General features: G+C 68.2%; 29 protein-coding genes, 1 tRNA gene and 1 pseudogene. 4 read left to right on the forward strand and 27 right to left on the reverse strand.

The features are described from left to right. Positions 1–21: 21 nt before the first annotated feature. Positions 22–903 (reverse strand): alpha/beta fold hydrolase, encoded by an 882-nt coding sequence (locus IPG50_21680; GenBank protein ID MBK6694795.1) that lies wholly within the window; start codon positions 901–903, stop codon positions 22–24. 265 nt (positions 904–1,168) lie between these two features. On the opposite strand from IPG50_21680, the gene IPG50_21685 reads away from it, so the two are divergent. Together IPG50_21685 and IPG50_21690 are read left to right on the forward strand one after the other, a co-directional pair. Further along, entirely contained in the window at positions 1,169–4,954 is a 3,786-nt protein-coding gene (locus IPG50_21685; GenBank protein ID MBK6694796.1) for a hypothetical protein, read from the forward strand. Between the two features lie 129 nt (positions 4,955–5,083). Beyond that, positions 5,084–5,165 (forward strand) — tRNA-Leu (locus IPG50_21690). 141 nt (positions 5,166–5,306) lie between these two features. Here the strand turns inward: IPG50_21690 and IPG50_21695 are convergent. The 26 genes and pseudogenes from IPG50_21695 to IPG50_21820 form a co-directional block, all read right to left on the reverse strand. Continuing rightward, positions 5,307–6,233 (reverse strand): annotated as a pseudogene (locus tag IPG50_21695) (tyrosine-type recombinase/integrase). Positions 6,234–6,465: 232 nt separating this feature from the next. Beyond that, the gene (locus IPG50_21700; GenBank protein MBK6694797.1) at positions 6,466–6,651 is read right to left on the reverse strand and encodes a hypothetical protein; all 186 of its coding nucleotides are present in this window, start codon (positions 6,649–6,651) and stop codon (positions 6,466–6,468) included. 139 nt (positions 6,652–6,790) lie between these two features. After that, on the reverse strand, positions 6,791–7,117 hold the full coding sequence (locus IPG50_21705; protein ID MBK6694798.1) for a hypothetical protein: 327 nt from the start codon (positions 7,115–7,117) through the stop codon (positions 6,791–6,793). Positions 7,118–7,206: 89 nt separating this feature from the next. Next, on the reverse strand, positions 7,207–7,668 hold the full coding sequence (locus IPG50_21710; protein MBK6694799.1) for a hypothetical protein: 462 nt from the start codon (positions 7,666–7,668) through the stop codon (positions 7,207–7,209). 47 nt (positions 7,669–7,715) lie between these two features. Next, positions 7,716–8,003, reverse strand: coding sequence for a hypothetical protein (locus tag IPG50_21715; GenBank protein MBK6694800.1), 288 nt, complete (start codon positions 8,001–8,003; stop codon positions 7,716–7,718). A 115-nt stretch (positions 8,004–8,118) separates the two neighbouring features. Continuing rightward, positions 8,119–9,228 (reverse strand): hypothetical protein, encoded by a 1,110-nt coding sequence (locus IPG50_21720; protein ID MBK6694801.1) that lies wholly within the window; start codon positions 9,226–9,228, stop codon positions 8,119–8,121. Further along, complete coding sequence (locus IPG50_21725) at positions 9,221–11,017, reverse strand: tape measure protein (protein ID MBK6694802.1); 1,797 nt, start codon at positions 11,015–11,017, stop codon at positions 9,221–9,223. Before IPG50_21725 ends, IPG50_21720 begins: the two co-directional genes overlap by 8 nt. Beyond that, complete coding sequence (locus tag IPG50_21730) at positions 11,010–11,306, reverse strand: hypothetical protein (protein MBK6694803.1); 297 nt, start codon at positions 11,304–11,306, stop codon at positions 11,010–11,012. Before IPG50_21730 ends, IPG50_21725 begins: the two co-directional genes overlap by 8 nt. A gap of 13 nt (positions 11,307–11,319) precedes the next feature. Then, positions 11,320–12,138 (reverse strand): hypothetical protein, encoded by an 819-nt coding sequence (locus tag IPG50_21735; protein ID MBK6694804.1) that lies wholly within the window; start codon positions 12,136–12,138, stop codon positions 11,320–11,322. Further along, the gene (locus IPG50_21740) at positions 12,135–12,347 is read right to left on the reverse strand and encodes a hypothetical protein (GenBank protein ID MBK6694805.1); all 213 of its coding nucleotides are present in this window, start codon (positions 12,345–12,347) and stop codon (positions 12,135–12,137) included. Before IPG50_21740 ends, IPG50_21735 begins: the two co-directional genes overlap by 4 nt. Then, a complete protein-coding gene (locus IPG50_21745) occupies positions 12,347–12,841 on the reverse strand; it encodes a hypothetical protein (protein MBK6694806.1) in 495 nt (164 codons plus the stop codon). The genes IPG50_21740 and IPG50_21745 overlap by 1 nt, the downstream gene beginning before the upstream one ends. Beyond that, positions 12,838–14,283 carry a phage terminase large subunit gene (terL, locus tag IPG50_21750; GenBank protein ID MBK6694807.1) on the reverse strand — a complete coding sequence of 482 codons (1,446 nt, stop codon included), beginning with the start codon at positions 14,281–14,283 and terminating at the stop codon, positions 12,838–12,840. The genes IPG50_21745 and terL overlap by 4 nt, the downstream gene beginning before the upstream one ends. After that, positions 14,280–14,858: a hypothetical protein gene (locus IPG50_21755; protein MBK6694808.1), complete on the reverse strand. Its 579-nt coding sequence runs from the start codon at positions 14,856–14,858 to the stop codon at positions 14,280–14,282. The genes terL and IPG50_21755 overlap by 4 nt, the downstream gene beginning before the upstream one ends. After that, a complete protein-coding gene (locus tag IPG50_21760; protein ID MBK6694809.1) occupies positions 14,858–15,163 on the reverse strand; it encodes a hypothetical protein in 306 nt (101 codons plus the stop codon). Before IPG50_21760 ends, IPG50_21755 begins: the two co-directional genes overlap by 1 nt. 34 nt (positions 15,164–15,197) lie before the next feature. Beyond that, on the reverse strand, positions 15,198–15,518 hold the full coding sequence (locus IPG50_21765) for a hypothetical protein (GenBank protein MBK6694810.1): 321 nt from the start codon (positions 15,516–15,518) through the stop codon (positions 15,198–15,200). A 282-nt stretch (positions 15,519–15,800) separates the two neighbouring features. Next, positions 15,801–16,394, reverse strand: a complete 594-nt coding sequence (locus IPG50_21770; GenBank protein MBK6694811.1) for a hypothetical protein — start codon at positions 16,392–16,394, stop codon at positions 15,801–15,803. Continuing rightward, positions 16,391–17,413, reverse strand: coding sequence for a hypothetical protein (locus IPG50_21775; GenBank protein ID MBK6694812.1), 1,023 nt, complete (start codon positions 17,411–17,413; stop codon positions 16,391–16,393). Before IPG50_21775 ends, IPG50_21770 begins: the two co-directional genes overlap by 4 nt. Further along, a complete protein-coding gene (locus tag IPG50_21780) occupies positions 17,410–18,240 on the reverse strand; it encodes a bifunctional DNA primase/polymerase (GenBank protein MBK6694813.1) in 831 nt (276 codons plus the stop codon). The genes IPG50_21775 and IPG50_21780 overlap by 4 nt, the downstream gene beginning before the upstream one ends. Then, on the reverse strand, positions 18,237–18,683 hold the full coding sequence (locus IPG50_21785; protein MBK6694814.1) for a hypothetical protein: 447 nt from the start codon (positions 18,681–18,683) through the stop codon (positions 18,237–18,239). Before IPG50_21785 ends, IPG50_21780 begins: the two co-directional genes overlap by 4 nt. Further along, positions 18,683–18,871, reverse strand: a complete 189-nt coding sequence (locus IPG50_21790) for a hypothetical protein (protein ID MBK6694815.1) — start codon at positions 18,869–18,871, stop codon at positions 18,683–18,685. The genes IPG50_21785 and IPG50_21790 overlap by 1 nt, the downstream gene beginning before the upstream one ends. Further along, positions 18,868–19,170, reverse strand: coding sequence for a helix-turn-helix domain-containing protein (locus tag IPG50_21795; GenBank protein ID MBK6694816.1), 303 nt, complete (start codon positions 19,168–19,170; stop codon positions 18,868–18,870). Before IPG50_21795 ends, IPG50_21790 begins: the two co-directional genes overlap by 4 nt. A 176-nt stretch (positions 19,171–19,346) precedes the next feature. Beyond that, positions 19,347–19,565 (reverse strand): hypothetical protein, encoded by a 219-nt coding sequence (locus IPG50_21800; protein MBK6694817.1) that lies wholly within the window; start codon positions 19,563–19,565, stop codon positions 19,347–19,349. A gap of 39 nt (positions 19,566–19,604) precedes the next feature. Next, positions 19,605–19,895, reverse strand: coding sequence for a hypothetical protein (locus tag IPG50_21805; GenBank protein MBK6694818.1), 291 nt, complete (start codon positions 19,893–19,895; stop codon positions 19,605–19,607). Between the two features lie 805 nt (positions 19,896–20,700). Next, positions 20,701–20,934, reverse strand: coding sequence for a hypothetical protein (locus IPG50_21810; GenBank protein ID MBK6694819.1), 234 nt, complete (start codon positions 20,932–20,934; stop codon positions 20,701–20,703). Between the two features lie 129 nt (positions 20,935–21,063). Continuing rightward, the gene (locus tag IPG50_21815) at positions 21,064–21,564 is read right to left on the reverse strand and encodes an OmpA family protein (GenBank protein ID MBK6694820.1); all 501 of its coding nucleotides are present in this window, start codon (positions 21,562–21,564) and stop codon (positions 21,064–21,066) included. A 96-nt stretch (positions 21,565–21,660) separates the two neighbouring features. After that, positions 21,661–22,044, reverse strand: coding sequence for a translational machinery protein (locus IPG50_21820; protein MBK6694821.1), 384 nt, complete (start codon positions 22,042–22,044; stop codon positions 21,661–21,663). A gap of 416 nt (positions 22,045–22,460) precedes the next feature. Between IPG50_21820 and IPG50_21825 the strand changes: the two genes are divergently transcribed. Continuing rightward, entirely contained in the window at positions 22,461–23,567 is a 1,107-nt protein-coding gene (locus IPG50_21825) for a hypothetical protein (GenBank protein MBK6694822.1), read from the forward strand. 110 nt (positions 23,568–23,677) lie between these two features. After that, a complete protein-coding gene (locus tag IPG50_21830) occupies positions 23,678–24,673 on the forward strand; it encodes a hypothetical protein (GenBank protein MBK6694823.1) in 996 nt (331 codons plus the stop codon). The last annotated feature ends 20 nt before the right edge of the window (positions 24,674–24,693 follow it).

Here is a 24,693-nt window from a genome sequence, read left to right on the forward strand (position 1 = left end):
GCGAACGCGTGCAGAGCGCACCTACTTCGCAAAACGCGCATCGCCTTCGAGGAGCCAATCGAGGCGCTGCGCGACCTGGGCGGCGACAAGACCGCCGTAGGTGTGCCCCTCGCCCGTCGACGGTGCGACGAAGACGGCAACGTTGGCGGCGGCCAGCAGGGCGCCAGCGCGCTTCGCGTCGCCCGTGCACGCGCTCTGGCCGCAGGCGAAGAGGACGCGCTTGCCGCCCTTGCGAGCGAAGCGCTTGGCGAGGTCGGCGCTCCACGAACTGTGGCCTCCTTCGATCAGCACCATGCGAGCGACGGGCGAGCTTTCGCGAAGCGCGTAGGTGACGCCGAAGAGCGCGCCCAGCGAGAAGCCCACGTAGGCCATTGGGCCCGGGTCGACGAGGGCACCGAAACGCTCGCGGAGCGCTAGGACCGCGGCGTCGACTTCGGCGGAGAAGCGCGACGCGTTGTCGTAGGTGAAGCGCACGTCGTCTTTCGACGGAGAATCGCTGCGCGCAACGCCGCGCGGGCAAAGCACGAAGGCGCGCGTTCCAAAGAGGTGGCCCCACTCACCGCATTGCCACTCGGGTCGATCGTAGTTGCCGTGGGCCGCCACGACGATCGGCGCTGGCGTCGTGCGCCCAAGCGGCACGTGGACAAAGGCGTGAGCAAACTTCGGGACCGCGAGCGAGATGGTCGGGTCTTGTCCGAAGTCGGCAACGACGCTGCCGCCGTCGGTTCGCGTCGCCTCGCGCCCATCGGCGCCTGATACCGCGAGGCCCGCGTCCGGCGTGGGCGGCAGAGACGAGGGCGCCGCCGGCGCTTGAACGACCGGTTCGTGCGACGCCGTGGAAACCGGCGCGCGGCACTGCGCGAGGCCCAAGAAGGCGAAGAGCGGCAGAGCGAAGCGCGACATCGACGGAGTATAGGGGCGCCGACGCGAGCCTGAATCGGTGCCTTCACGACGCCGGCGGCGTCCGACGCCAAGGGATGGCCTCGACGCCTCAGGTGTCGCAAGCAGGCCACACGGCCGTCACGCGGGCTGCCGCGCAACTGGCCTCGGCAGATCGGCGCGCGTTGGCGCCCGGGCGCTGTTCCTGCGGTCTCGTCTCACGGCCCGTGACCCGACGCGCGACGGCTCCGGCCGCCGCCCGTAGGTCCACCGATTGCACGCCGCGGGCATGCCCAAACGCATCGGTTGGCTCAGCGCGAGTACGTCTTTGGTTGGGCTCTTTCTGGGACTCGCGTCATGCAGCGCCACGCCCGAAGTGGACGCGCGCCGCGATTTTGCTCGCGGCGCCACGGCGGACCAGCCTTCGTCGGTCTTCGTGGAGACCTGCGAGGTGCTCGACGCCACGAGCGCCGTGCCCGACGAGGGCGCCGCGTACCTCCTCGCAGGCGGCTTGGCAGGCGCGTTGGGCTCCGGCGGCGATCGCGAGAGGCAGCCGTTGCAGTCGACGCTTCGGCTCTTCGAAGACGGCGTCGAGATCGGCCCGCCTCACAGCATCCACGCCGACATCCGCGTGTTGGGCGGCGGTCGATTCTCTCACTGGGGAACCACGCTCCGCTGGTCGTCCTCGGACAACAGCGATCCGCGCCTGAATGGCCGCGTCTACGCCGCGATGGTGTCTCACCCGATGGACGTCACCACCGCCGCGCACGACGAGGGCAAGAACTACATTCTGACGGCGGCCTTCGGTCTCCCAGGGGACAGCGTGCAAGGCCCGACGCAATCGTCGTTGCGCCTCTTCGAAGACGGCGTCGAGCTCGGCCCCGCCCACAGCCTCCACCAAGACATCCGCGAGCTCGGCGCCGGTCGCTTCTCTCACTGGGGCAACGCGCTCTACTTCTCGAGTCGTGACGGCAGCGATCCGCGCACCAACGGCCGAGCGTACTCCTTCGTGCGATCCGACACCTGCCTCGAGCCGACCCGCCGAGCACCCGAGGTCTGCACGCCGCTATCCCCGGGCGGGATGAGCCCCGAGGTCGGCCAGGCCTTCGTGACGAGGCAGGGACCGGAGGGCCCGAGCGATGGGGCCTCCGCGCCCACGCGGTCTACCACGCGCATCTACGAAGACGGCCGTCCGCTAGGACCGGCCCACAGTTCGCACGAGGCCATACGTCAGGTTGGGCGCGGCCGATTCTCACACTGGGGCGAGACGCTCTACTTCTCGTCCTCCGACGGCACCGACCCGCGCAGCAACGGCCGCGCGTACACGACGGCAGCGGCTCACGTGCTCCCCACCGTGAACGCCAACGTCGATGAAGGTCGCGCCTTCGCCCTTCCGTTGCTCGCGGCTCCGAGCGACACGGCGAGCCGGCCGACGCTGTCGCAAGTCGTTCTCTTTGAAGATGGGGTGCCGCTTGGGCCTGCGCACAGCACCCACGACGCGATCCGCACGCTCGGGGGCGGACGCTTCTCGCATTGGAACGGGAGGCTCTACTTCTCTAGTTCCGATGGCTCGGACGTGCGCACCAACGGCCGGGTCTACTCGTACCTCGCGTCCCCCGATTGCGACGACGGCTTTCCCGAAGCGCAGCTCGAGACCTGCGACGCCCTCGATCTGTCGGAGGCGGTCTCCGATGGCGGGGTCGCTTGGCGGCTCTCGAAGGCGTTCAGCGAACCGGGCGACACGGCGAACAAGCCGGGGCGCTCGCGGCTCATGGTCTTCGAAGATGGCAGACCCCTTGGGTTGGGCCATCGCGTCCACGACGAGATCCGCACGCTCGGCGCCGGGCGCTTCTCGCACTGGTACGACAGCCTGATCTTCTCCGCGTCGGACAACACCGATCCGCGGACCAACGGGCGACGCTACTCCGTGAAGGCGAGTCACTTGGTCAAGGTCTCGGCGGCGGCCTCCGCGGAAGGTCACGCCCTTCTCTTGGAGGACGCCTTTGGTGCACCCGGTGACTTGCCCGGCAGCCCGGCGGCTTCGTCGATGCGCCTCTTCGAGGATGGCGTCGAGCTAGGGCCCGCGCACAGCGCGCACGCAGAGATTCGCGAGCGTGGTCAGGGACGTTTCTCTCACTGGAACAACGCGCTGTATTTCTCGTCCAGCGACGGCACCGATCCGCGGACCAATGGGCGGACGTACACGTACGTATTGAGCAGCCGGTGCGAAGACCCGAGCGAGTCGTACTTCCGCGAGAACTTCCTCGACACCTACGCGGCGTCCGGCGCTCTCGGTCCCTCTTGGCAGACGAGCGGAGCGTGGCAGCGGAGCGCCTTGCGCGGGATCACGGGCGCGTCGGGTGATGCGTCAGGTGGCGCGTCGAATGAGAGCGCTGAAGCGCTCCTCGACGCGCAACACTTTACCGACGCGCGGATCTCGACTTGGGTCGACCTGAGCGACGCGCAGGTGGGCGATTCGCTGGCCCTCGTTGCGCGGCGTCAAGCGAGCGGTGCGCACTACGCTGCGCGCTTGGCGAAGGCGGCTGCGGGCTACCGCGCATCCATCGAGCGGTGCACCGCCACCGCTTGCGAGGAGTTGTCGGCCAACAGCTTCTCGCGCGGCTTGGGAGTCTTCACCTTCGACCTCCGCGCCGACAAGCTCACGCTCTCCATGGCCGGTGCGGCAGAAGCTTTTGCCCGCGACGCGACCCTGAACGGTGCGGGCCAGCTGGGCCTCCGGGCCAAGCTTCGCGGAGGGGCTGTCGCCCGCTTCGGCGTGCAGCAGCGAGGTCTCGAACCAACGAGCGCGATCCAGGTCTCGACGATCGCGAGGGCCGACACCGGCTACGCGACGTTCCAGAGCATCAACCAGCGCGTGGTCGAGACCCCTTATGGCTGGTTCACGACGTGGCTCGAAAGCTCCGCCGAGCGCCCCGACGGCTCGGCGCCGGGCGTGTGGAAGCTCGCCCGAAGCAGAAACGGCGGCCAAAGTTGGGACATCGTCGATCGAGCGACGATCCCCGTGAGCACCAAGCCACCGGTGTTCGACGTCGACGCGAAGGGAAACCTCTACCTCGTCTACGTCGACTGGATGACCGGTGCGGGCTTCTTCCGAAAGTACGGTCCCCAAAATGACTTCGCTGGCCCGGCGCTGTCGACGACGTTGAGCGGCGGATTGGGGACCGGAAAGTACGCGGTGATCTACGACGCAGCCCGCGACGCGCTTTGGTACATGAACGGCTACGGCGGTCGCCTGTGGCGCCTCCGAACCGATGGGACGCTCGACGCGGGTTGGCCGCAGGGCGGCCTCGCGATCGTGGGCCCTGGCTCCGTCGCGGGCCCTCAGTACATGCTTGTCGAACTGGCGAACGGCTCGCTCATCGCGGCGTGGACCTCGAATCAAAACGACGGCTGCGGGGGCTTTGGCGGCGTTTGCTACTACGACATCCGGTTCCTCCATTCCGCCGACGGAGTCACCTGGAGGAACGCCGCCGGGGAGGCCGTGAGCCTGCCCGTGGCCGCCGACGGCACCGGCACCGGACCGCAAGCAACGGTGGTCACTCGCGTCGACGAGCCCACGGCGTCGAGCCTCAACTGGTTGGCCAACATCCGCTACGCCGCGGGCAAGCTTCACTTCATGTACCGGTCCGCCGACGCGAACCCGAGTCTGAGCAAAAGCCGCATGGAGTACGTGCGGTGGGATTGGGGCCCCGGCGCGCGCGTCGAGGACAAGCGCGTGGCTCTCGAGCCGTGGGCCGGACGAGCGGTCTCGCTTCTGGGCTTGGACGGATTCTTCTCGGGGAGCGATCGGGCGACAGCACCGCTCGTCGCCGTCTCCCATGCGCCCAAGGGTGGCGACCGCGTCGGAGCCCTGATCAGTCGCGATGCAGGCAGCACGTGGAGCGACCTCGGCCTCGCCAACGCCGTGGGTCCAGAGCGTTGGGTCTACGCCGTCGGAGGCGCGCGTAAACCGACCGTCGATGGGTGGGTCTTGGGGACTTACACCGAGTTCCCGGTCAACGGCGCTGGCCCGGGGAGCTTCCTGGTGCGCTTTTTCAAGGTGCGCGCCCGGTAGGTCTCGCCGCCGAGAGCCGAGCGGAAACTTCGGGGTACCACTCCGAAGGCGCTTGCCATCGCCAGGCTATCTGAACAGACTTCCGAAGGTCCGAGTGGGTCGGCCCCAAAGTTGCCCCACGAAGTCACCGCACGGGTGGCGAAATTGGCAGACGCAGCGGATTTAGGTTCCGCCGCCGCAAGGCGTGGGGGTTCAAGTCCCTTCCCGTGCACTTCTCGAGAGATGAGGGCTCCGACATGCCGCCCTCTCCAGCGCTTGCAGCCGCGAATGCAGCCGCTTTGACGGCTGCAAACTCAGGAATTGCTGCGTCGAGGGGAGCGAGGTCGCCGAGCTCGGTCTCGAGTGCGGTGCGCGCGGCGCGGCGGTAGCGATTGATCATTTGCGAGGAGCGATGGCCCGTGCGGTCGGCGACCCATGTTTCGGAACGCCCGTTGGCCAGCGCGAGGGTGATGAACGTCGCGCGAAGATCGTGAATGCGGATTGGCTGGCGCGCGTCCGAGTCCTCGAAGAGCTCGGGACGGTCGACGCCCGCGGCTCGGAGATGCTCGCGGAGCTTGTCGGCCAAGTGGGTGCGGTCGACGAGGCCCTCGAAGACGAGGTCGCTCGAGGCTCGCATGTCGCGCCACGCGCTGAGAGCGTCGACGACGCCCGGGCTCATCTTCCACGCGCGAGCGTCGTCGGTCTTGTTCGTGTCGAGGCGAATCACGCCGCGCTCGAGGTCGACGTCGGCCCAGGTGAGGCGTTGTGCCTCGTCGCTCCGCATCCCCTCTCGCGCGAGGAACCCGTAGAAGACGCGGTGCGCGAGCGGCACGCTCGACGACGCGAGGAGCTTCGCGTCTTCGGCCGGATAGAGGTACGGCAACGCCTTCGCGCGTGGCGACTTGGGGAGAAAGCCGCGAGGGAGCGGCGAGCTCTTTAGTAAGCGGCACGGGTACACCGCGATCCCGAGGACGCGAATCATGAGCTGCGCAACGTGCCGCCTCGAGGACGCCGACAGCTCGCCAGGAAGGCGGCGAAGAACCTCCGCCGCGTGGTCGATGGTGAACGCGTCGAGCGGCACCTCGCCGACGACCGGATAGACGTGCTTCTCGAGGCGCCCCTCGTCGTCGTCGCTCGTTCGCTTGCGGCTCACATGGTCGGGGTAGCGGCGCGCCAGCTCGCCACTCGTCCAGTCTTCGGCGAACTTGCGGAAGGTGAGCGGGCCAGCCTTCGGGGGTTCGGCTTTTTTGACGATGACGCCGGCGACGATGCCTTCGACGGCACGACCAAGCTCGGCCATCTTCGCCTCGTCGGCGAGAGCGGCGCTCTCCGCAAGCTTCTCGACGAAGTCGACCGCGCCGGCCACGCGGAGGCGGTTCACGAGGGCCTGAATGGCCTTCGCTCGCTGGTCGGCGGTCTCCGCGTCGACGCACCACGGGAGCGCTTCGTTGCGGCGCACACCAGGCGCCACGACGATGCGGGCGAAGTAGCGGCCGCGGATGCAGCAAGCGCCTCCGCGCCGCGGGGTCGACTTATTTCTTCGACTTCTTCTTGGTCAGCCCCGCACGCTCCGCTTCCTCGCGAATGAGTTGCCGGACGGCGTCCGTCATCGAGAGCCGCCTCGTCTCCGAGATGCGCTCGAGCTCGCCCCGCTCGTCGAGGCTGAGACGGAGGAAGATCCCCTTCGTGCGGTGTCGGTCGGGTTGGGCGGCGGGCATGTGGCTATCCATGCCTAGCACGCGCTTTCGACAATGGAAACGCTATTTCTGGCGATGCTTTTTCACATCGATGCGTTCCGTGGAAGGTCGCGGGGTTGCGGGGCCGCGTTCGTGATGCGAATAGGTCTCGCCGAAGCGGCTATTGCGCACCGCGTTCGAGGTTGGCCTGAAAGACACCGACGACCTTGTCGCGCATCTCGCGTGACGAGATGTCCAAGAGGGACGCGTGCGCCGGCTTGAGTTCCGCGATTTGGCAGTCGTGTGACGAATATCGGACATCGACGCCGATCTTCCGAAGGGCAGAGGCAGCGAAGCGGGCCACTCCGTACCCCTTCCACGCCGGCTTCGCGGCCTCCAGCGACGCCAGGTCGTTCGGGAGGCGAGACGCGACATACACCGATGGCCCGTAGTTGCTCGGGGTCGGGGTACCCTCGAATTCCTTCGTCGGAAGCGACGCGGTTTTCACCACTCGTCCCTCGATATGGGTGGGGTGAATCAGGCGCAACACAGCTTCTTCGTCACCGACCGGCACAAGGTCGGACGCCGGCGGACGAATCACTTGCCGCGTCGCTGGTCGAGCAGCCGGGTTGTACGCAACAGAAGATCGCCAAGCGACGAGAACGTCTCTTCGGTGCGCTCCGACGGGCTCGACGCGGACACGACATGTTTCGCATCCCCAAGCTCCGCAAGTACGGTCCGCTCGCCATCGCGCCATTCGAAGTGGATGTACCCATCTCCGCACGGCGAGATCATCGGCCGGGGGACATCGAACAACACGACCATCGCGACGAACGAGCGCGCCGATTCCCAGCGTGACGCTGGAAAAGCTTCAGCCCCCTCATCGTCCCATCCCGGCAACCGGGTAACGACCTCGAGCCGCTTCAGTGTTTCGCGCGCCTCATCAAGCCACGGCTGTCGCCGCGCCGTGCGGGGCCCGGTGGGCTTCGGACGCGCGACTACGGGCAGCGGCGGCGGCTCCAGCTTACGCTCGACGCCGCTCTCCGGCGGCGGCGGCACGCGCCACCGTTGACCTTGCGTCTGTCGACGGTCGTAGGCGTGTTCGCTCACTGAATCCTCCCTGAGGTTGGGCTTGGCTGAACAAGATCCATGACCATCGCCACGAGTTGGAGGGCCTGCCCTTTGCCCATGATGACCCGCGTCCTCACGAGCGCAGGTAGCACTTGCTTGCCGCCCTCCTCACGGATGGCTTGCGGCTGCACGGAGCAGAAGTCGAGGTAAACCTCGTCATCCGACGCCGACAGCGCCACATGGTTCGAGTGGACCTCGGGCAAGTCGCGCGGGTCGGCAGGGTAGATCGGCTTGAACTCCTGGATGTTTATCCGGTCGGCCACGGGGTCTCCTCGGGCGGGAAGATATGCGCTCCGGAGGGAACACGCACGTTCGGCGTAGTATGCCCCGCCCGCATGCTCTACGGGGGTTCAGTGGCGCCTTGCTGAGCACCGTCGCTCACGCCCTCACCTTCGACGCGCCGGTGAGGATGACGCCGGTGATCGGAACGGGCGCGAGAAGCACGCTCTCGAATGCGCCCGCCGTTGGTGAAACCCCCGAGAACGGCGTCCCGGGCGGGATGGTGCACGACACGACATCGCCAACGCGCGCGACCGCTTGGAGGCCGCCGCCGAGCGATAGCTCAGTCACGCCGCCGGCGGCGTCGAACGAAACAACGCGAGGCTTGGCGGGGTCGCCATTCTTCCAGGTGACACCGACGCGCGTCCCTCGAGGCACCTTCGCGGTCGTGCCCGGGGTGCCGAAGTCAATCGGGACGCCGGCGAGGTCCGGAAAGCGGGGGTCCTCGAGGTCGAGCTCGAGCGTCCCGTCGGCCGCTTGGAGGATGACGGTCGCGGCGTAGGTGCCGAAATAGTCGACGTGTGAGACCGCCCGACGGATGAGGGCGTCGAGGGTCGCGCGGTCGCCGACCTCGAGGACCATCGCGGTCCCCTGGTCTCCGACCGAGGCCGTCGCTCGAGCGACGCGCTCGCCGGCGACCGTCGTGCCCGGGAGGGCCCATCGCCGCACCTCGACGCGCCCGGTCGCGCTGTCGCGGTTGAGGATGTCGAGGTCGACGAGGCCGGCGTCGGGCCACGTCGGGGCCTTGAGCAGGAGCGATCCCGCCGGGGTCATGCGCCACGCGAGGCCGAGGGAGCGGGCGAGCGAGGAGAGCGCGAGGGCGGCGTGCGAGCCCTCGCGGGTCCAGTGCTCGAGCTCGACGTCGACGTCGCTCGCGGGGTCGAGTGTCTCGCCTGCCTCCGTTGCGATGTCATTCGCGACCGTGCGCGCGGAGACGCGGCGATAGTGTCGAGCGGCGAGGACCTTCGGCATGCCGCCGCCACCGCCGACGATGCGAGCCTCGACGGTGCCGGCAAACGACGCGCCACGGCGCGCGGCGCCGCGGAACGTGCCAACGCCTTCCCACTCGAGCGACACGGCTCCGGCGACGACGGACGCGTCGGAGCCCTCGACCTCGACGTCGGCCCACCACGCGCCCTCGAGGGGCACGACGAGGCGAGCGCGCACCACACGGGCGCCGTTGAGGGTGACGAGTGAGTTGTTACGCATGACCTGCCTCCAACGCTGATCCCTCAAGTGCGGACGCGAACTCTTCGCCGAGACTTCGGCCGAGTCGGCGGCCGTAGCTCTCCGCGCTCTCGCCCTCGCGCCGCCCATCGGCATTGACCGTGACGGTGACGTTGTTGGTGCTTCGAGCCCCGGAAGGCCTCCCGAGGTCGTGTGGCGCGGACGCGGAGACGGCGCGCGGCGCCGTGTCGGCCGCATCGAGGCGCGTCGCGAGGTTCTCGAGGCTGAACGCGTCACTTCCCGCCTGGACCTGGGAGAGCAAGGAACTCTCAGCGCCTCCGGTCGCGAACTCCGCCGCGCCTGGTCCGGTCTTGATTCCCAGGGCGCTCCTCACCGCGGGCGGGAGCTGGTCAACCAGACTTCCGAGGCGAGAGAGCAAGCCGGCCCACGCCGACGACAAGCCTTGCCAAATGCCCTCGACGATGTCGGTCCCGACCTTCACGAAACGATCCCAGGACATGCCGAGCTCGAGCGGGAGGCTCCGCCAGAAGTCGAGGAACTTTTGCCAGCGGTCGACGACCCAACCGGCAGCGGCCGCGACCACGGCGCCGCCGACTACAATCGCGCCGAAGACGAGGCCGACGACAGTGCCGACGCTCTCGAAGCCGCGTGTGAGGCGGTCGAGGTGGTCGGTGCCGCTGATTCCCAACATGGCGAGGATGTCGGAGAAGCGCTCGAAGGTTGCGAGCGCTCCCTTCCCGCCGGCGGCTAGCCCATCGATGAAGGCGGCCCCCATCTTCGACAGCGGCTCGAGAACGTCGAGGACGCGCGACAGCCCCTTCGTCGCGTCGGGGTTCCCGAAGGCGCGCGTGATGGCGTCGCCGATGGTCTCGATGATGCGAACGACGCGGCCCCCCGTGTCGCTCTTTGGGTTTAGGGCGTTGCCGAGGTCCTCGAGGAACTTCATGCCCCCGCCGCCCTTGAAGTTGGCGGCGGTCACGAGCTCGAAGGGCCTCGACGCGAGCGTCGACGTGAGGCCGGTCATCGTCTTGGCCATCTTCGCCTGAAGCGAGCCGGCGTTCCCGCCGCTCATTCCGACCGTGATGGCCTCGAGGATGGCGCCGACGCCTTGGTCGGCCGTGATCTTCCCGGCTTGCTGTAGCTTGTCGAGCTCGTTCCGCGTCTTCCCGAGCGTCTTCCCGAGCGAGTCATAAACGAGCTTTTGCGAGACGCCCGCCTCCGCGAGCTGCATCATCTCTTCGCCAGAGAGCTTGCCCTTCGCCTTGATTTGGCCGAGCGCGCGAACGACGCTCTCAATGCCCTCTTGACCCTTGAGGACGCCGACGTCGCCGACGACGTTGAGGACGTCGAACACCTCGCCCTGCTTGAAGCCGGCGATGAGGAGCTTTTGGATGTTCCCGACGACGTCCTTCGTCGCGAAGGGTGTCACCGCGGCGAAGTCGACGGCCTTGTTATAGATGTCGGCCGCGGCTTCCTTGGTGCCGAGCATGACCTCGAAGCCGACGAGCGTGTTCTCCTTGAAGGCGAGCGACTCGGCCGCGAACTTCGCGCCGAGCACAGCGCCGCCGACAGCGACGGCGCCCGCAACAAGGGCGACCGACTTGAGGCCGCCGGCGACGTTCTTGAGGAATTCGCCCGAGCCGGAATTTAGTTCCTTGATGCCCTTCGCCGCGCCCGGCATGAATTGCCCTTGGGCGTTGCGGAGGGGGCGCATCGCTCGATCCAACCCGTCGAGAGAGGCCGTGGCCTTGCGGGCCGGGCCGCTCACGCGGTCGAGGAGCTCGAGGACAAAGGTGAGGGTGTCAGCCATTGCGCGCCTCCGCGACGTTGAAGATCAGCGCTTCGTCACCGAGCCCGACGAGGCCCACGACGGAGCTGGGGCGTGCGGCGCTCCTCGCGCTCTCGTACCGCTGAGCCAACGCTGGCCACTTCTCGCGCAGCTCCCGAAGCAGGTCGCGTGCGAGCACGACCGACGCTTCGCAGTCTTCTCGCACAAGCACGGCGAGACTGGCCGGCCTGTGCCCTAGCGCCATCATCGCGAACAGCTTCGGTCGAAGCGCTTGCTCCCATCGTTCAAAGTCGGTCGGCGTCGGATTCATCGTCGACCTCCCTTCACTCCGCCGCCGTGGGGGGCTCGTTGTTGAATGTCACTGGCGCGAGCCTCTCGACGACCGCCGAGAAGAACGCCGCCGTGGGCTCGCTCTCCCACGGCCACGCGAACCCTTGCGAGAACCCGACGGCGGGGGCTTCGCGCGGCTGAACCCACGCCCCGAGCCGCATGAAGTTCGGGTCACCGGGCGGAGGCGGCGTCTCGCCTCGAGCGTGGGCGAGCTCAGCGATGGTGCGCTGACTCAAGTGGAGAGCACGCGCGACGAGCGCCTCGAGCGCGCCGAAGCCGGAGATGTTCGTCTCCCGCGATGACGCTCGCAGGTCGAGCGCGTCGGTGGCACCAAGCTCCGTCGCCCGCGTAGCCATGGCATGAAACACGCGTGCCTTCGTCGAGAGCCTCGCGCGTATCGCCGCGAGGCGGTCGGACAGCTCGGCGACCTCGAGGACATCCTCAGCGACGAGCTCGTCGAACGCCTGCGCCGTCACTTGGGGCGCGAGGATGGCCAGCGCGGCAGCGTTCGCGTTTGCCGTTGCGAGTTCAAGCGCCCGAGTTGCTTTCGCCACAACCGCACGCTTCCAGCGCGCCATGGCCTCGAGACGGGAGAGCTCGAGCTCGAGCGGCTCGACGTTCTTGGTCCAGGCCTTTGGGTCGGCCATGTGGGCATCCCTTGCGCGCTCGAGCGCGGCGCGTGCGGCGTCGACCTCGCTGGCGGCCTGTCGTGCGGCGGTCTCCGCGCCCTCGAGCGCGGCGCGTGCTTCGCGCACCTTCGCCTCGTCGTCGTCGTGGCGCTTCTCTCTGGCGATCGGCGTGAGCGCGTTCATGAGCGGGGCTCCTTGACTTGGGGGGCCTTCATGTCCGCGAGGGCGCGTTCCGTTTCCGCATCCTCGTGTGACGTGGCGAGATGGCAGAGGACGGCGAAACGACGGAGGCCTTCCCCAACGGTCCGCGCGCCGGTGGCGGACCTCAGCACGTCGTGAACGAGCCCAACGCGCTGCGCAGCCTGCTCGGCGGTCATGGCGGGAGTTCCCATCAGAGCACCCCTTCGTCAATCATCCGTTTTTGCGTGGCGACGTAGACGTCGGCCGACAGGCCGAGAACCCTCAGCGTCGCCTCGTCGGGGACGTCGATGGTGCGCGCGCCGTGGTGAACGACGCGCGTCGCCGGTGACGCGCTTTCGCGCTGAAGCGTTGCTACCTGCCGCTCGAGCGGCACCGGATGAAGCGTGCCGTCGGCGATCTGCTTCCGCTGTACCTCGATGAACTCGTCGCGCGTCATGCCGAGGAGCCGCAGGGTCGCGGCGGGAGGCACTTCGACGCCGTCGGCGGTGAAGGTGGTTCGGTCGTTGGTGTTCATGGTTTGGGCTCTTTCTTCTGTCGGCACGAAGGGCGCCGAGTGGTTTGAGGGTGGGCCAGCGGGTGAGCGTGAAGCGGGGCCGTCGTCGCCGGATGACGGCGAGAGCACGATGGGAATGAAGAGAGCGTCGACGACGACCGTGCCCTCGACGTTGAAGCGTCGGTCGGTCATAGGGATCGGTCTCCTCCGTTGGTTCCGCCCTCTCCGTCGACGAAACGGAGGGAGTGATCGCGGTCGTCGTCAGAAGCATCATCGATGGCCAGAAGCGGCCCCCACTTGTCGTGAGCACCACGGAGGGACTGACTGAAGGCCTGGCCGATGCCGGTCATACGGAGCGGCGACGACGCGAAGGCACCCGGGGAAGCGGCGAACGCGCCGGCAAGCGCATCGACCTGGTCGTCGTGCACGTCGCCGGCCCCGGTGAACGAGACGATCTCGCTCACGAACGCGTCGAGCCACGGGGCCGAGTTCGGCAGGAGCACGCGACCCGCATTCCACTTCGCGGCCACGGGCTGGGCTCGGGTGAACTTGTCCCCAATGGCAGGCCGGGCGTCGATGCTGAGGCCTTGGCTTCGCATCATGTCGACGGTCCCCTTCTCCGTGCCACTCACGAACGCCGTAGCCCGCGCGCCGCCCCATCGATCGCGAAGGCCCTTGAGCGCGCCCATGAACTCGGGAGCGCGCACTTGCAGACGAAGCACCTCAAGCACGAAGTGAAGCGAGTCGCGGCCGCGGCCCGTCGTGCCGAGGACAACGGCGACGGAGTAGTCGGCCCGCGTCTTCGTCGAATAGGCGAGGTCGACGCCAATTCGCACGTCGAGGCCATCGCGCGGAGGCGCGGCGTCGAAGACGTGAACGTCTTGGAACAAGGCGCCGCCGCGGGGCATCGGCTGCCCCTGGTAGAGCGACGCCCATCCGTACGCGCCAATCTGCTCTTGGATGGCCCGAAGGCGCTCGACAGAGAACCGCTCGGGCCAGAGGGCACGGCCATGACCGTCGATTGCGGGGAGGCACACGTTCGCCCATCCGTCGCGGATGAGAGAGCCGGCCAGGTCGTCGGGATGCCACCGCGTTTGAATGACAATCGCGGAGCCGTTGGGCTCGAGCCGGGTGAAGGCGACGTCGTCGAACCACTCGCGCGTCTGTTGACGGCGGAGCGAGCTCTCCGCTTCGACGCGGTCCTTTACCGGGTCGTCGACGAGGAGGACGTCGAAGCCCTCGCCAGTGATGCCGCCGCCAATGCTCGTCGCCCACACCCCGCCGTCCTCGACGCCCGTGCGCCAGTCGTGCTTGGACGCGGAATCCTCGGAGACGGTGACGTGTGCCGCGATGGCGAGCTCACGGGCCTTGCGGGACTTCTTCTCGGCGAGCCGCTGGGCATAGCTCACATACGCGATCTGGGCGTCGGGCCGCTGTAAGAGCCACCAAGGGATCGCGTGGAGTACAGACTCCGTCTTCGCGTGGCGCGGAGGCACCGACACGACAGCGCGAACGGGCTCGACGAGGGCGCGCTCAAGGACCTCGAGGAACGGGCGAAGGTGCGTCGGCGCGACGTAGCGCGGCGAGAGAAGCGGAATGAACCGCTCAAGCGAAGCGATGCGGCGGGCCTTCACGGCTTCCCCTCCGTTTCGCCACTCGTCGCCTCAAACCATGGCGGGAGCGCACCGCCGTGCGTGGCCTTGCGCGCCTGCGCCTCGCGCACCGCGAGCTCGTAAGCCGCCAACAGGTTCTGCCGGCTAGCGTTCGCTAGCTGGCTCGCAGTCTGAAGCGTGGCCGCGTCGCCGCTGACCGCACCGCGCGCGAACAGGAAGCGCGAACTCGCAAGCTGAAGGGCGGCGCTGGCCACCATGGTCGACGGGCCCGGACCACATGTGCCACCGGCCTGAAGCGCGAGCGCTTCGACGTGGCTGCGAAAAAACTCGTCGGCGGCGACCTGGAACGGGCGGAAGTCCGACTCGGCGGCGAGCTCAGCGAGGCCAAGCCCAGCCACGAGGCGCGCCTTGTAGGCCTTCTTGAAGCCCCCCAGGGAGCCCAGGCGCTTGGCGGACTCTGGATCGGCGACCGTGCCATCCCGGCGACGACGCACCGGCTCCGGCACACCCGGCACCGGCGCCGGAAGCTCGTCGGGCGGCAAGACCTCGATGCGGGGCACGCCCGCTCCGTTTCCGTGGCCAGTGCGAAGTGTCATCAATGCCTCCGCGCATCGATGCGCTCGACGGGCAACCACCAAAGGCCCGCGTCGTCGTCGGCGACGACGAAGACGGGGAGCGAGCGCGGACGGCGCGCGCCGAGATGTCGGGCGTAGCTGTCGAAACCGGCCGAACGAAGCCAACCGATGAACTCAGCGCGGGGAAGCACGCGAACGCCCTCGGGTTCGGCGCTGTCGATGTAGCAGGCGAGCGTCTCGACCGCGGCGCCGCGTCGCATGAAGGCTGCGAGCTGCCGCCGGAGCGAAGCGAGACGGGCGACGGCCAGGTGGGGACCCGTGGTCATCGTCGCGCCTCCACACCAGCGCAACGGGCGGCGGTCACGGCCAAAGCTCCTTCTCGAGCCGTTGGCGAAGGGCCTTGAGACGGAACCGGTCGCCAGCCCCAGGCTTCTCGAGCTCGAGCCAATCCTCGACCCGCGCGAGCGCGACCGACATGGCTTCCCGCGCGCGGCGCCTCGTCCCGAAGTCGGCGGGCGTGAACCCCGAGGCGCGGTAGCGCTCCGTGACACGTAGACGCGTCTCGGCGGCCAGGACGGCCCGGAGTACCTCCGGCCATGCGATCGGCGTTCCTGGCGAGGGGGTCGACTTTTGCGAGCTTGTTTTCTCGAGGCGCCGTGAGGGCGCCGGATCGGTGTTCATGCTGCCCTCCGTCGCGGTGACGCGGGGGAGGCCCGGACCGCATGTAAGTGCTCGAAAGCTCGTCGCCCGGGGAAGAGCAGGCCACCGGAGCAGCCGCAAAGCGGCCGCCGGTGAGCCGGCTAGCCTCGGTTCCTCGACGCCGCAGCGGACTGCTCATCCGGTGAATCCGGCTGAAACGACCCTCCCCGCTTGGCACGAACGTGAGCCAGAGCAGGCCAAGTGCAGAATGCACGGGTTTACTGAAGCCAGATTCCGGGGCTCCCGTGACTTGTGCCACCGGGCTCATTGCGCGACTCCTTCCACGAGGAGGTCGTCGAAGAAGCCCGGCTCGTCTTCCGTGGGGGTGTGGGGACGCGTGAGGTCCGGATCCCGGTTAGGCCGATCATGTGGAACTTCGTCTTGGGAACTAACCGGAACATGGTCACCACAGGACCCCACGTCCCCAACGGCTCGAAGCCCCGAGGTCCGCTCGGCCTCCGACAGGAGGCGTACTCCGCGCCAAGCGTCCAGGAACTTCGCGCCGTCGCGCTTGGTGGCGTCGGTGACTCCTTGTTCCCTGAGCTTTGCCGCGAACTTCTTCGCGTCCACTGGTCGGAAACCGTTCTCTTCGCACCACTCCGTGTAGACTGCACGAAGTAGCTTGCGGGTCTCAACGTCGCCGCGTGCACCGAAGACGCACCGGAGCCGGAAGAACTCGCCCACGAGGTCGCTCTCGTCGCGGTAGTCGGCCGTCGCCTTGGTCACCTCGGGAGGCTCACCGAGGCCACTGGCCTGCCACTCGAGACAACCGCGGACAGCCCACGCGAGGATGCCCGGCAGCTCCTCGCGCAGCTTGTCTACGAGGAGCGGATCGCGCTCGGCGGCGGGGATCGTCACGGTCCACGGGATGAGCCGTATGCGCCGCCAGATCCCCTCATCGTCGCCGCGAACGCTCGGCCGATGGTTGCCCGCGATGAAGAGCTTGTGTGAGGCGCGAAGGACCAGAAGTCTTCCGACATGCGGCGAGCGCTGATTTCGTCGCCCCCGGTGAGGTCCTTCACGAGGCCCTCGTCGAAGGCACGGCCCTCTTCGATTTCGGCGCAGGCCACGAAGCGCGCCCCGAAGAGCACCGTTAGCTCCGTCGGGTGTCGCTCCCCTCGAGAGCGAAAAAGGAGCCCGCGCGGGGCCGTGACGGCGTAGTCGCCCATCATGGCGCGCGTCGTCGCGATGTACGTCGACTTGCCGTTGGCGCCGCCACCGAACAGGAAGCCGAGAACGTGCTCGCGGATGACGCCCGTCAGGGCGTAGCCCGCCATGCGCCGGAGGAAGGCGATCATTCCCGCGTTGGCGCCCATCGCGCGCCCGAGAAACGCATCCCACGCCGGGCACTTTGCTCTCGGGTCGTAGGCCACCGGTGAGAGCTTCGTGATGAGGTCGTCGCGACTGTGGGCGCGGAGCTTGCCGCTGCGTAGGTCCAGGGTTCCGTTCGCCACGTTGAGGAGCCACGGATCGGCGTCGAGCCGGTCGTGCGTGACAGCCACGGCCTCATCGGCGCGGGCGAGATCAACCATCGCGTGGAGGCGCGGAGCGGCCTGCGACTTCAGCGCCCACTTCCAACCATCTTCGGCCGAGCGGTGCCGCTTCTCAGCGCGTCGCTTCGCCTTGTCGTCGTCGCGGCCGACCTGCTCGAGTTCGGCCATCGCCGCCGTGACAGCGCCGCGCGCGTCACTGGCCATGGTGCGCGCGGTGTCGGCCGCGAGTCGTAGCGCCGCGTCGGTCTCGTCGAGTCGCCACCGGCGGCCGTCATAGACGAGCCAGCGCGACCACTTCGCGACGTGACGAACGTCGGCCCCGTGGAGCTCCACGAAGCGTTCAGCGTTGCGGAGGTCGGTGCCTTCGATGGTGAGCCGACTCATGACGCGCGCCTCCCCTCGAGGAGGGCGCCGTGCGGCATCGTCCCGCGCTCGCGCGCTTGCCGAACCTTTCGCCGAAGCTCGTGCTCGGACCACGGCGGGGAGCACGACTTGTTCCAATTACGGAGAAGCTCCAGCGACTCTCCGTCGGAAAGCCCGAATCCCCTCACGAGACGTTGGGCGACGACGAACGTATGGGCGTGCCCGTTGGCGCCCGAGATCGCGGGGGCAATCTTCTCGAGGTAGCGGCGCGCCCGATCAAACGCGTCCGGCGACGATGGCGATGCGGGGGCGCACGGCGCCGGCTCGACGCTGCGCCGAGTGGCCAGCTCCACAAGCCAGGCGGGCGCCTTGGCGATGGGTGTCCCAGGGGGCGAGTCCCACGCATAGCTTGCCGCGGTCACGCTCGGAGCAACGAGGATGTAGCGCCTCGCGAACCCCTGCTCGTCGGCGCCGTGCAAGAAGTCGAGTCCCGGCCCGAGCTTGCCGCGGCAGTCGACGCCGCTTGGCATGAGAAACAAGTGATGCGCGCCGCCGCCGCCCGTGCGCGCGGTCTTGGTTGCGGGGAGCGGGCCATGCGCCTCGAGGATGCGCGCGAGCGTCTTGTCGCCCCCGCTCCGAGGGTCGACGTCGAGGACGGCAAGGGGCGGCGTGACCGCTATCGCGAGATTCGCGGACGGCCATCGTCGCGCCCACTCTTCGATGCGCGGCTCGAGCCGAGTGGCGTCCTTGACGCCGTGCTTCAGGAGCGGACGCTTCCCGCCCGGTTCGACGGGGAGAACGAAGAAGCCGAAACGCGCGTAACGCAGCGCGGCGACGAACCAGTTCATGCCGCGGCTCCGCTCTTCGTGAGCTCGAGCTCTTCCCAGCGCGAGAGAATTCCGAAGGCCAGCCGAGCCGCGACCTCGGGATTCTCGGCGAAGAGAACGGGGCACGCATGGCGACCGACGAGGGAGGCGACGGTCCCGAGAATCGCGTTCGGATGAATGCGCCCGCGAAGCTCGACGAGGTCCGAGAGCTTCGCCTCGACAATGATGGCCCGACGCTCGAGAGAGGCGAGGCGCTCGAGCTGCCGGTCACGCCGCTCGGCGTCAAAGAACGTTCCCAGGAAATCCGCGGGCGCCTTCCTCTCTACTGCCGCGCGAGGCGCGAGGATGGGCGTCGAGTAGTCGCCCGCGGGCAACGCGACGCGGACGATCTCGACGATGTCGCCGAACGTCCAAGGCGTTTGCTCGCGCGTGTCGACGACGACGGCGCGAAGGAGGTGGGGCATCACCGGACCTCCGCGGTCGAGGCCACCGCGCGGGACAGGTCGAGGCGTCGCTCGAGGAGCGCTATGCGCTCCTCAATGGCGTCGGCGAACTCGACGTGCCCTTCACCGTCGACCACGAAGAACGCGGCGCGGAGCGATGCCAGTTCGGCGCGGATGTCGAACCCGAAGAACGCGACATCGACCCTCATCGCCCGCCTCCCGCGACCTTGGTCGCCCCGAGCTCCGCGAGCACGTCGGCGAAGGCGTCGCGCGGGCCACTCGCTGGCGCCGCTGGCGCTTTCGCTTGAGGCTCGGCGGCATGGGCCGCGAGCCAAGCGTCGAGGTCCTCGCGACGCACAAGGACCCGCTTGCCGGCTTTTACCGCGGGCAGCTCGCCCGAGCGAACGAGCCGAAGGTGCTTCGACTTGCCGAGAGGCGATGCATGCTGGTCTACGAGCTCGGGCGGCGGGGTCACCTCTGCGACGAGGGTGCCGCACACTTCGAGCAAGCCAGCGCGCCGCCGACAACGACCGCCACGATTGCACCGGTGCACTCGCACGTGAGCCTCACGGCGCCCGCAGCCTTGATGTTATTCCGTATCGATGTAGAGTTCATGGGTCCTCGTTGGTGTCGAGGGCTCGGAGGCGTCGGGGGTCGAGTCCCGGCGCCTTCGGCGTTTGTGGTTTAGGCCGCTCGTTCACTCGCGGGCGGCAGGCCGGCGGGAGGGGCGAGACCGAGCTCGGTCATCGCGGCGGCAAGCTTCTGGCCGGCCCGGCCGCGAACAGCGTGAGCGCCTTCGGTGAGCGCTTTGGCGGCGGAGCGTGGGTCCACGTCCGCGGCGGCAGCGAGCTTGAGGACTGCGATTCGGTCGGCGGTGCCCATGGCGAGCACAGTGGGCGCCATGCGGCTCGAATCAAAACAGCTTGCCGGCGGCCGGCATTGCTAACGCTTTTTGAGACGTCGTGATTTCTCGACCCGAAGCGCCGCCGGGGTAGTGCGCGGCATCTCGAGACGTTCAGCCATCACTTCAATGATCGCGCGTTCGATTTCGCCAGCGGCCGAGGGCACCCCGTCGAGGGCTCCCGATCGCCTCGGTGGCCGGCCACGCCGAACCTTCACGCGCAACACGCGGCGGATCGCTTCCAGCCCGATCTTGCGGGCCTCCTCGAGAAAAGGCCCCCCCGCGCCGATGTGGTTCAGCACAGCTCTCGCGGCCCGTTCCTCGTCGTGCACGCCATCCCGGTGAGATTGCCGAACCGCCTCGAGGAACCGCTGCCGAACCTGCGTGAGACGCCGTTCGCGCGGGCGGAACCAAGATCGCGTGGACGCTACGAACGCGCTCAAGCTCCTCGAGAGCGGGCAGGGTGTCGATCGGCCCATCCACGCGAGCCTCGAGGTCTTCGAGCCATCGTCGAAGGCTGGGCAGCATTCGGGCGATCTCGCCGGCCCGAAGGAGTTCGACGGTTGTGCGGCGCGCCGCCTCGTCGGACGCCACGCCCTCGCGCTTCGCGCGTTCCTCCACGGGCGTCGAGCCCGCGCTCGACGCGGCTCGCTTGGAAGTCACCTCGCGCGCCTTCCGCTCTTTCGCCATCGCCCTTGCCCCCGCACCGGGAATGGTATCGCTCCACACAAGAGAAAGCGCGGCGCTCACGCATCACCCCGCGCACCGCGGGGTCCGCCTCGAGCTCGGCGACACGGGCCCCGAGGGCGCCCGCGATGGCTTCGTGCGCGGCGAGAAGGAGCTTCAGCTTCGATTGGGTGAGGAGGACGAGGTCGGCCACCGTGCCATCGTTGACGTTCTCGGACTCGTGCACGGCGCCGATGGCGTCGACGAGGCTCTCGACTTCGGCAAACGCGCCGGCGACATCCCCCCGAATAGGAGACGGCCCGCCTCAGCGAAATGGGCGCCTCGAGGGCAACGGTCTCGAGTTCGAGCGCGCAGGTCGTACTGGTCTTCATGGTCGGATCGCTTTCTGCGGCGTCGTAGGCCGCCGTCGACGTCCCTCCACGGAGAGGCGCCGAAGGCGGACCACGCCGCCTATCCCGACCGCCCCTTTCGCCTCGCCGTCGCGAGGTCGGCCACGCCTTCGCGCGCGAGCCTCCTTGCCTTGAGCTCCTCGGCCACTTGTGCGACGACATCGAAGCGACCCGCCGCCGTCGCTGCTTCGAGCGCCCTCGCGAGACCCTCCTCGACGCGGTCCCCGAACGTGGCTGCGCTTTGCGGCTGCTCACCGACCGGCAGCTCGCTACCGACGGCAACACGGTTGGCCATCTTCCGGATATCGTTAGCGTCGACTCCCGATGCGTCGTCCTCCGAGGGCTTTAGGTTCCGCCGCCGCAAGGCGTGGGGGTTCAAGTCCCTTCCCGTGCACTTCCCTTGAGGCAACTCAGCCCGACACGCTCACTGCAAGAGCACGTCGACCCTTCGATCCATCATCCAGCCCATCTCATCGGTGCCCGTGGCGTCGAGCTTGCCGCGGGACGTCTCGAGAAGGCTCCCGTCGGGAACGCCGAGGCGCCCCAGGTAGTCGCGCACGCTGCTCGCGCGACGCTCGCCTAGCGCCATGTTGTATTCAACTTCGCCGCGCGGATCGGCGCGGCCCACCAGCGTGAGACGACGCCCTTGGAGCGGGCCCGTCGTGACACACGTCGCGATCTGAGAGAGCACGTCGCCGTCTTGCGAGGCGAGGACGCTCTCGTCGAAGGCGAACTTCGGCGCCGTGCCGACATCGTTGAAGTGCAGATTGCACACTCTGGCGATCTCCTCCGAGACGTTGAGGTTCGGCGAGACCGGCTCAACCTTCGGCGGGACCACGAGCTTCGCCGACGTGAAGACCGGCGCCTCCACGACCGGCACCACCGCTTTCGGGCTCGCACAACCCGCTACGACGGCGAACGACATCGCCACGCCCCACGCAACCGACCCACTCGATGAATTGTTGAACATGTTCCGTTCCAAAGCATTCGCTGTGCCGCGTAGGGCTCGTGTCTCCCGTTCTCAGTGCAACCGCGTTTGGAGGCCAAACGACGTCTTCGCGTACGCAGCGAGCTGCTTGTCCGTCGGATGGTCGGACGTCTCCATGCCGATGATCTTGGGCTCGAGGGCGTGATCGTGCCGATGCACGTACCTCAGAAACTCGAGCTTCGCGGAGCCCGGTCCGACGACGAGGATCTCCTCGGCGCCATCGAGGCCCCGCCCCACGTCACGGAAGAACCGCTTCACGTCGTCGGGATGCTCCTTGTCTCCGTCCGCGCCACGAGGGTGCTTGTGATGCAGGTTCGGCAACGCGGCCACGACCACGGCCTCGTCGACGCCGTCCATGTGGATGTGAAAGATGCGCGCTTCCTTGTGATCGAGCCAAACGGCGGCGTACCTGCTCATGCGAGACCTCCGATTTTTCCAGAAGAGACGGGCGACACGACCACGTGACATGGGGGACGGCACGCACGACGCGTGCCGCGACGCCGGCGTGGCCCCAAGGACGCGCAAGAACAACGCTCGAGAAGCCATGACTCGCTTGGTTACAGCCCCTCTGCAGCGAGAGCGCTGGCAACCTGCGAAGCCTTCGCAGGATGCGAACGCCTCATGGCGGCGGCCACGCGCGCCGGTCGCCGACGGTCTCAGGACTCCCCCACCCGATGGACCGCTGTTGGGTTCTCATCAGCCCATCGGCGGGGCGCGTTTCCGCGGAGTTGCGGCGCTCCCGGCCACTCGACCGCGGGCACACGCGATGCAGCGCCCGGCGCATGCGCTTTGCAGGTCGATCAGGCTCGAATCACTTCCCCTCTCCCCGCGCGGTGCCGCTCCTCCTTGGTTGCGCGCTGTTGGCGTGCGGCGGCGCTGACGACGCTCAGGTCGACGCCGACGAGGGCGCCCTCGAAGCAGGTGGCACCGTCGAGAGCTACGCCTTCGTGCGAAGCCGGAACGTCAGCCCGAGCGAGGACGCGCCCGATCCCGAGCTCCACCGCAAGCTTTGCCCTCCCGGCGAAGCCGTGTGCCCACTCTACGGGCTGCTCATCTCGCAGGAGCACGACCGGGCGCTCGCCAAGACGGTCTTCACGGGTCGCTACAACGCGCCGCTGCCTATGCTCGATCAGGGCGCCATGGTCGCGCCATCGGCCGTCCGGAAGACGCCGCCGTACTCGGATCCGCTAGCGATGACGCTCTTGGGAAAGAAGATCTACCACGGCGATTGGGTACGGATTCGTTACGGCAAGCTCCTCGCGGGTCGCCCCTACGGGCAAGGCAACTTTGGCGACGCGAGCGTCGCGTACTGGATGGATGACGTGACCTCCGTTGACGTCACCTACGCGCGCCCGCGGCTTCAGTGTGTCAGCGCGCCGCAAGCGAACGGTCGAAACTACGTGCTCGTCACCGAGAGCGGCCGCGCCCCTTTGACCTATGGGCCCGGCACCCGCTTGAAGTTGCATTCGTGTAGCGCCACGCCGGGTGAGCTGTGCAGCGTCGAAGCGACGGCGGAGCTCAACGTGACCGAGGCCAACAAGAGCCCGCTGTCGTTCGTTGGCCACCACGAGCGCTGGGCGCTGAGCGGCCCGGAGAACGAGCTCCGCGCCGCCTTCGGCGAGCGCTACTGGAGCATGCGGCCCGTGGCCATCCGAGAGAAAGACCGACTCGGCATGGAGGACGGCCGGAACAACCGCGTCCGCGACGTCGACCTGTCGACCCGGGCGGAGCTCGACTTCAACATGCAGATTGGGTCGCCGCTCGCGCTAAGCGGTCTCCCCCTCGCCACGCACCTGAGCGTTGAGCCGAAGGATCGAGCGGCGGTGCGCGCCGACGCCGAACGCGTCCCCAACGCGGAGCTTCAGTGGACGTGCGGCCTCCGCGCCACCGACGTCGTCATGGAGAAGAGGGTCCCGATGTTCTGCTCGCGCTTCGAATAGCAAGGGCTGCCCCGCCCTCGCGGGGCTTCCTCGTTGGTTGGTCGTCGCTCACGTTGAACGACACCCAAAGATGTGATCCCCGCCCTATCGGGGCCCGCTAGCCTCTCGCGATGCGCACTCCCCGCTCCTTGTTCGCGTCCAGCCTTCTCCTCGCCTCGTCGGTTGCCGTCGCCGCCGCGTCTGGCTGCTCCGACGACGAGACCACGCCTTCGCCAGCGGCCGCGACCGATGCGTCAACCAGCGGCGACGCGCCCACGGGGGCGGACTCCTCAAGCGCGAGCGACGGCTCGACGGCGAACGACGGTGGCAGCGGCGACGCCGGCGGACTCGACGCGACGCCAAGCGCGGACGCCGCCCCCGACAGTGCGACCGCCACCGGTGGTCCCTTCGGACTCGTCTACTCGGGCAAGTTCAACGGTATCGACAACCGCGTCGTCACCGCGACGCTGAACGGCGCCGGCGAATTGCGCGGGTACACGTTCAGCGCCAACGAAGCGCCTGTCGTCCTCACGGCCAGCGTCGGCGACGTCTTCGCCGACGGCTTCGCCAACGCGGGACGCTGGCACAGCGGCACCGTCGGCGGACCGTTCTACGATGACGGCGGCGTGAAGACGCTCTCGGCGACGGAGGCGCAACACTACGGCCTCGCGCGTGTGAAGCCCGCGTTTCCAGCGACCGGCAGCGCAACCTACACGCTCGTTGGCTCGACCAAGCCCACGATCGGTGACGGCTCAAAGCCCGTCGGCAACGTCACCGCCGGGAGCCTCACGGCGACCTTTGGCGGTGCCGCCGGCACCGTCGTCGGCTTCTCGCTCAGCCTGACGATGGACGACGGCTCCTTCGACCTCGTTGGCAATGGCGGCTCGAGCAATGTCGGCGACGCTGGCACGCCGTACACCTCCGGCGACGCTGGCTTCTACTTCGCGGCGCCCGGAATGGTCGTCTCGACCGACGCCGGCGCGTGTCCCTCCGGCACGTGCACCTCGACGGCAAGTCGCATCACCTTCGCCGGTCCGAACCTGGAGCGCATCGTCCTCGCGTTCGTCTTCGGTCCGGGGTCGCTGACGGGAGCGCGTCGCGGGGTCGCCGTGTTCCAGCGACAATAGGCCCAGCGTGCCGAGCGGGA

The sequence above is a fragment of the Myxococcales bacterium genome, from assembly GCA_016703425.1.
Taxonomy (GTDB): Bacteria; Myxococcota_A; Polyangia; order Polyangiales; family Polyangiaceae; genus JADJCA01.

Excerpts from the sequence above, each read along its gene's own strand:
- IPG50_21720 (MBK6694801.1), bottom strand. The coding sequence starts at position 9,228 with ATGCGTAACAACTCACTCGTCACCCTCAACGGCGCCCGTGTGGTGCGC.
- IPG50_21680 (MBK6694795.1), bottom strand. The coding sequence starts at position 903 with ATGTCGCGCTTCGCTCTGCCGCTCTTCGCCTTCTTGGGCCTCGCGCAG.
- IPG50_21755 (MBK6694808.1), bottom strand. The coding sequence starts at position 14,858 with ATGACACTTCGCACTGGCCACGGAAACGGAGCGGGCGTGCCCCGCATC.
- IPG50_21775 (MBK6694812.1), bottom strand. The coding sequence starts at position 17,413 with ATGAGTCGGCTCACCATCGAAGGCACCGACCTCCGCAACGCTGAACGC.
- IPG50_21760 (MBK6694809.1), bottom strand. The coding sequence starts at position 15,163 with ATGACCACGGGTCCCCACCTGGCCGTCGCCCGTCTCGCTTCGCTCCGG.
- IPG50_21790 (MBK6694815.1), bottom strand. The coding sequence starts at position 18,871 with ATGAGGGTCGATGTCGCGTTCTTCGGGTTCGACATCCGCGCCGAACTG.
- IPG50_21725 (MBK6694802.1), bottom strand. The coding sequence starts at position 11,017 with ATGGCTGACACCCTCACCTTTGTCCTCGAGCTCCTCGACCGCGTGAGC.
- IPG50_21730 (MBK6694803.1), bottom strand. The coding sequence starts at position 11,306 with ATGAATCCGACGCCGACCGACTTTGAACGATGGGAGCAAGCGCTTCGA.
- IPG50_21815 (MBK6694820.1), bottom strand. The coding sequence starts at position 21,564 with ATGTCGTTCGCCGTCGTAGCGGGTTGTGCGAGCCCGAAAGCGGTGGTG.
- IPG50_21735 (MBK6694804.1), bottom strand. The coding sequence starts at position 12,138 with ATGAACGCGCTCACGCCGATCGCCAGAGAGAAGCGCCACGACGACGAC.
- IPG50_21785 (MBK6694814.1), bottom strand. The coding sequence starts at position 18,683 with ATGCCCCACCTCCTTCGCGCCGTCGTCGTCGACACGCGCGAGCAAACG.
- IPG50_21800 (MBK6694817.1), bottom strand. The coding sequence starts at position 19,565 with ATGGCGCCCACTGTGCTCGCCATGGGCACCGCCGACCGAATCGCAGTC.
- IPG50_21810 (MBK6694819.1), bottom strand. The coding sequence starts at position 20,934 with ATGGCCAACCGTGTTGCCGTCGGTAGCGAGCTGCCGGTCGGTGAGCAG.
- IPG50_21830 (MBK6694823.1), top strand. The coding sequence starts at position 23,678 with ATGCGCACTCCCCGCTCCTTGTTCGCGTCCAGCCTTCTCCTCGCCTCG.
- IPG50_21780 (MBK6694813.1), bottom strand. The coding sequence starts at position 18,240 with ATGAACTGGTTCGTCGCCGCGCTGCGTTACGCGCGTTTCGGCTTCTTC.
- IPG50_21820 (MBK6694821.1), bottom strand. The coding sequence starts at position 22,044 with ATGAGCAGGTACGCCGCCGTTTGGCTCGATCACAAGGAAGCGCGCATC.
- IPG50_21740 (MBK6694805.1), bottom strand. The coding sequence starts at position 12,347 with ATGGGAACTCCCGCCATGACCGCCGAGCAGGCTGCGCAGCGCGTTGGG.
- IPG50_21765 (MBK6694810.1), bottom strand. The coding sequence starts at position 15,518 with ATGAACACCGATCCGGCGCCCTCACGGCGCCTCGAGAAAACAAGCTCG.
- IPG50_21685 (MBK6694796.1), top strand. The coding sequence starts at position 1,169 with ATGCCCAAACGCATCGGTTGGCTCAGCGCGAGTACGTCTTTGGTTGGG.
- IPG50_21745 (MBK6694806.1), bottom strand. The coding sequence starts at position 12,841 with ATGACCGACCGACGCTTCAACGTCGAGGGCACGGTCGTCGTCGACGCT.
- IPG50_21700 (MBK6694797.1), bottom strand. The coding sequence starts at position 6,651 with ATGCCCGCCGCCCAACCCGACCGACACCGCACGAAGGGGATCTTCCTC.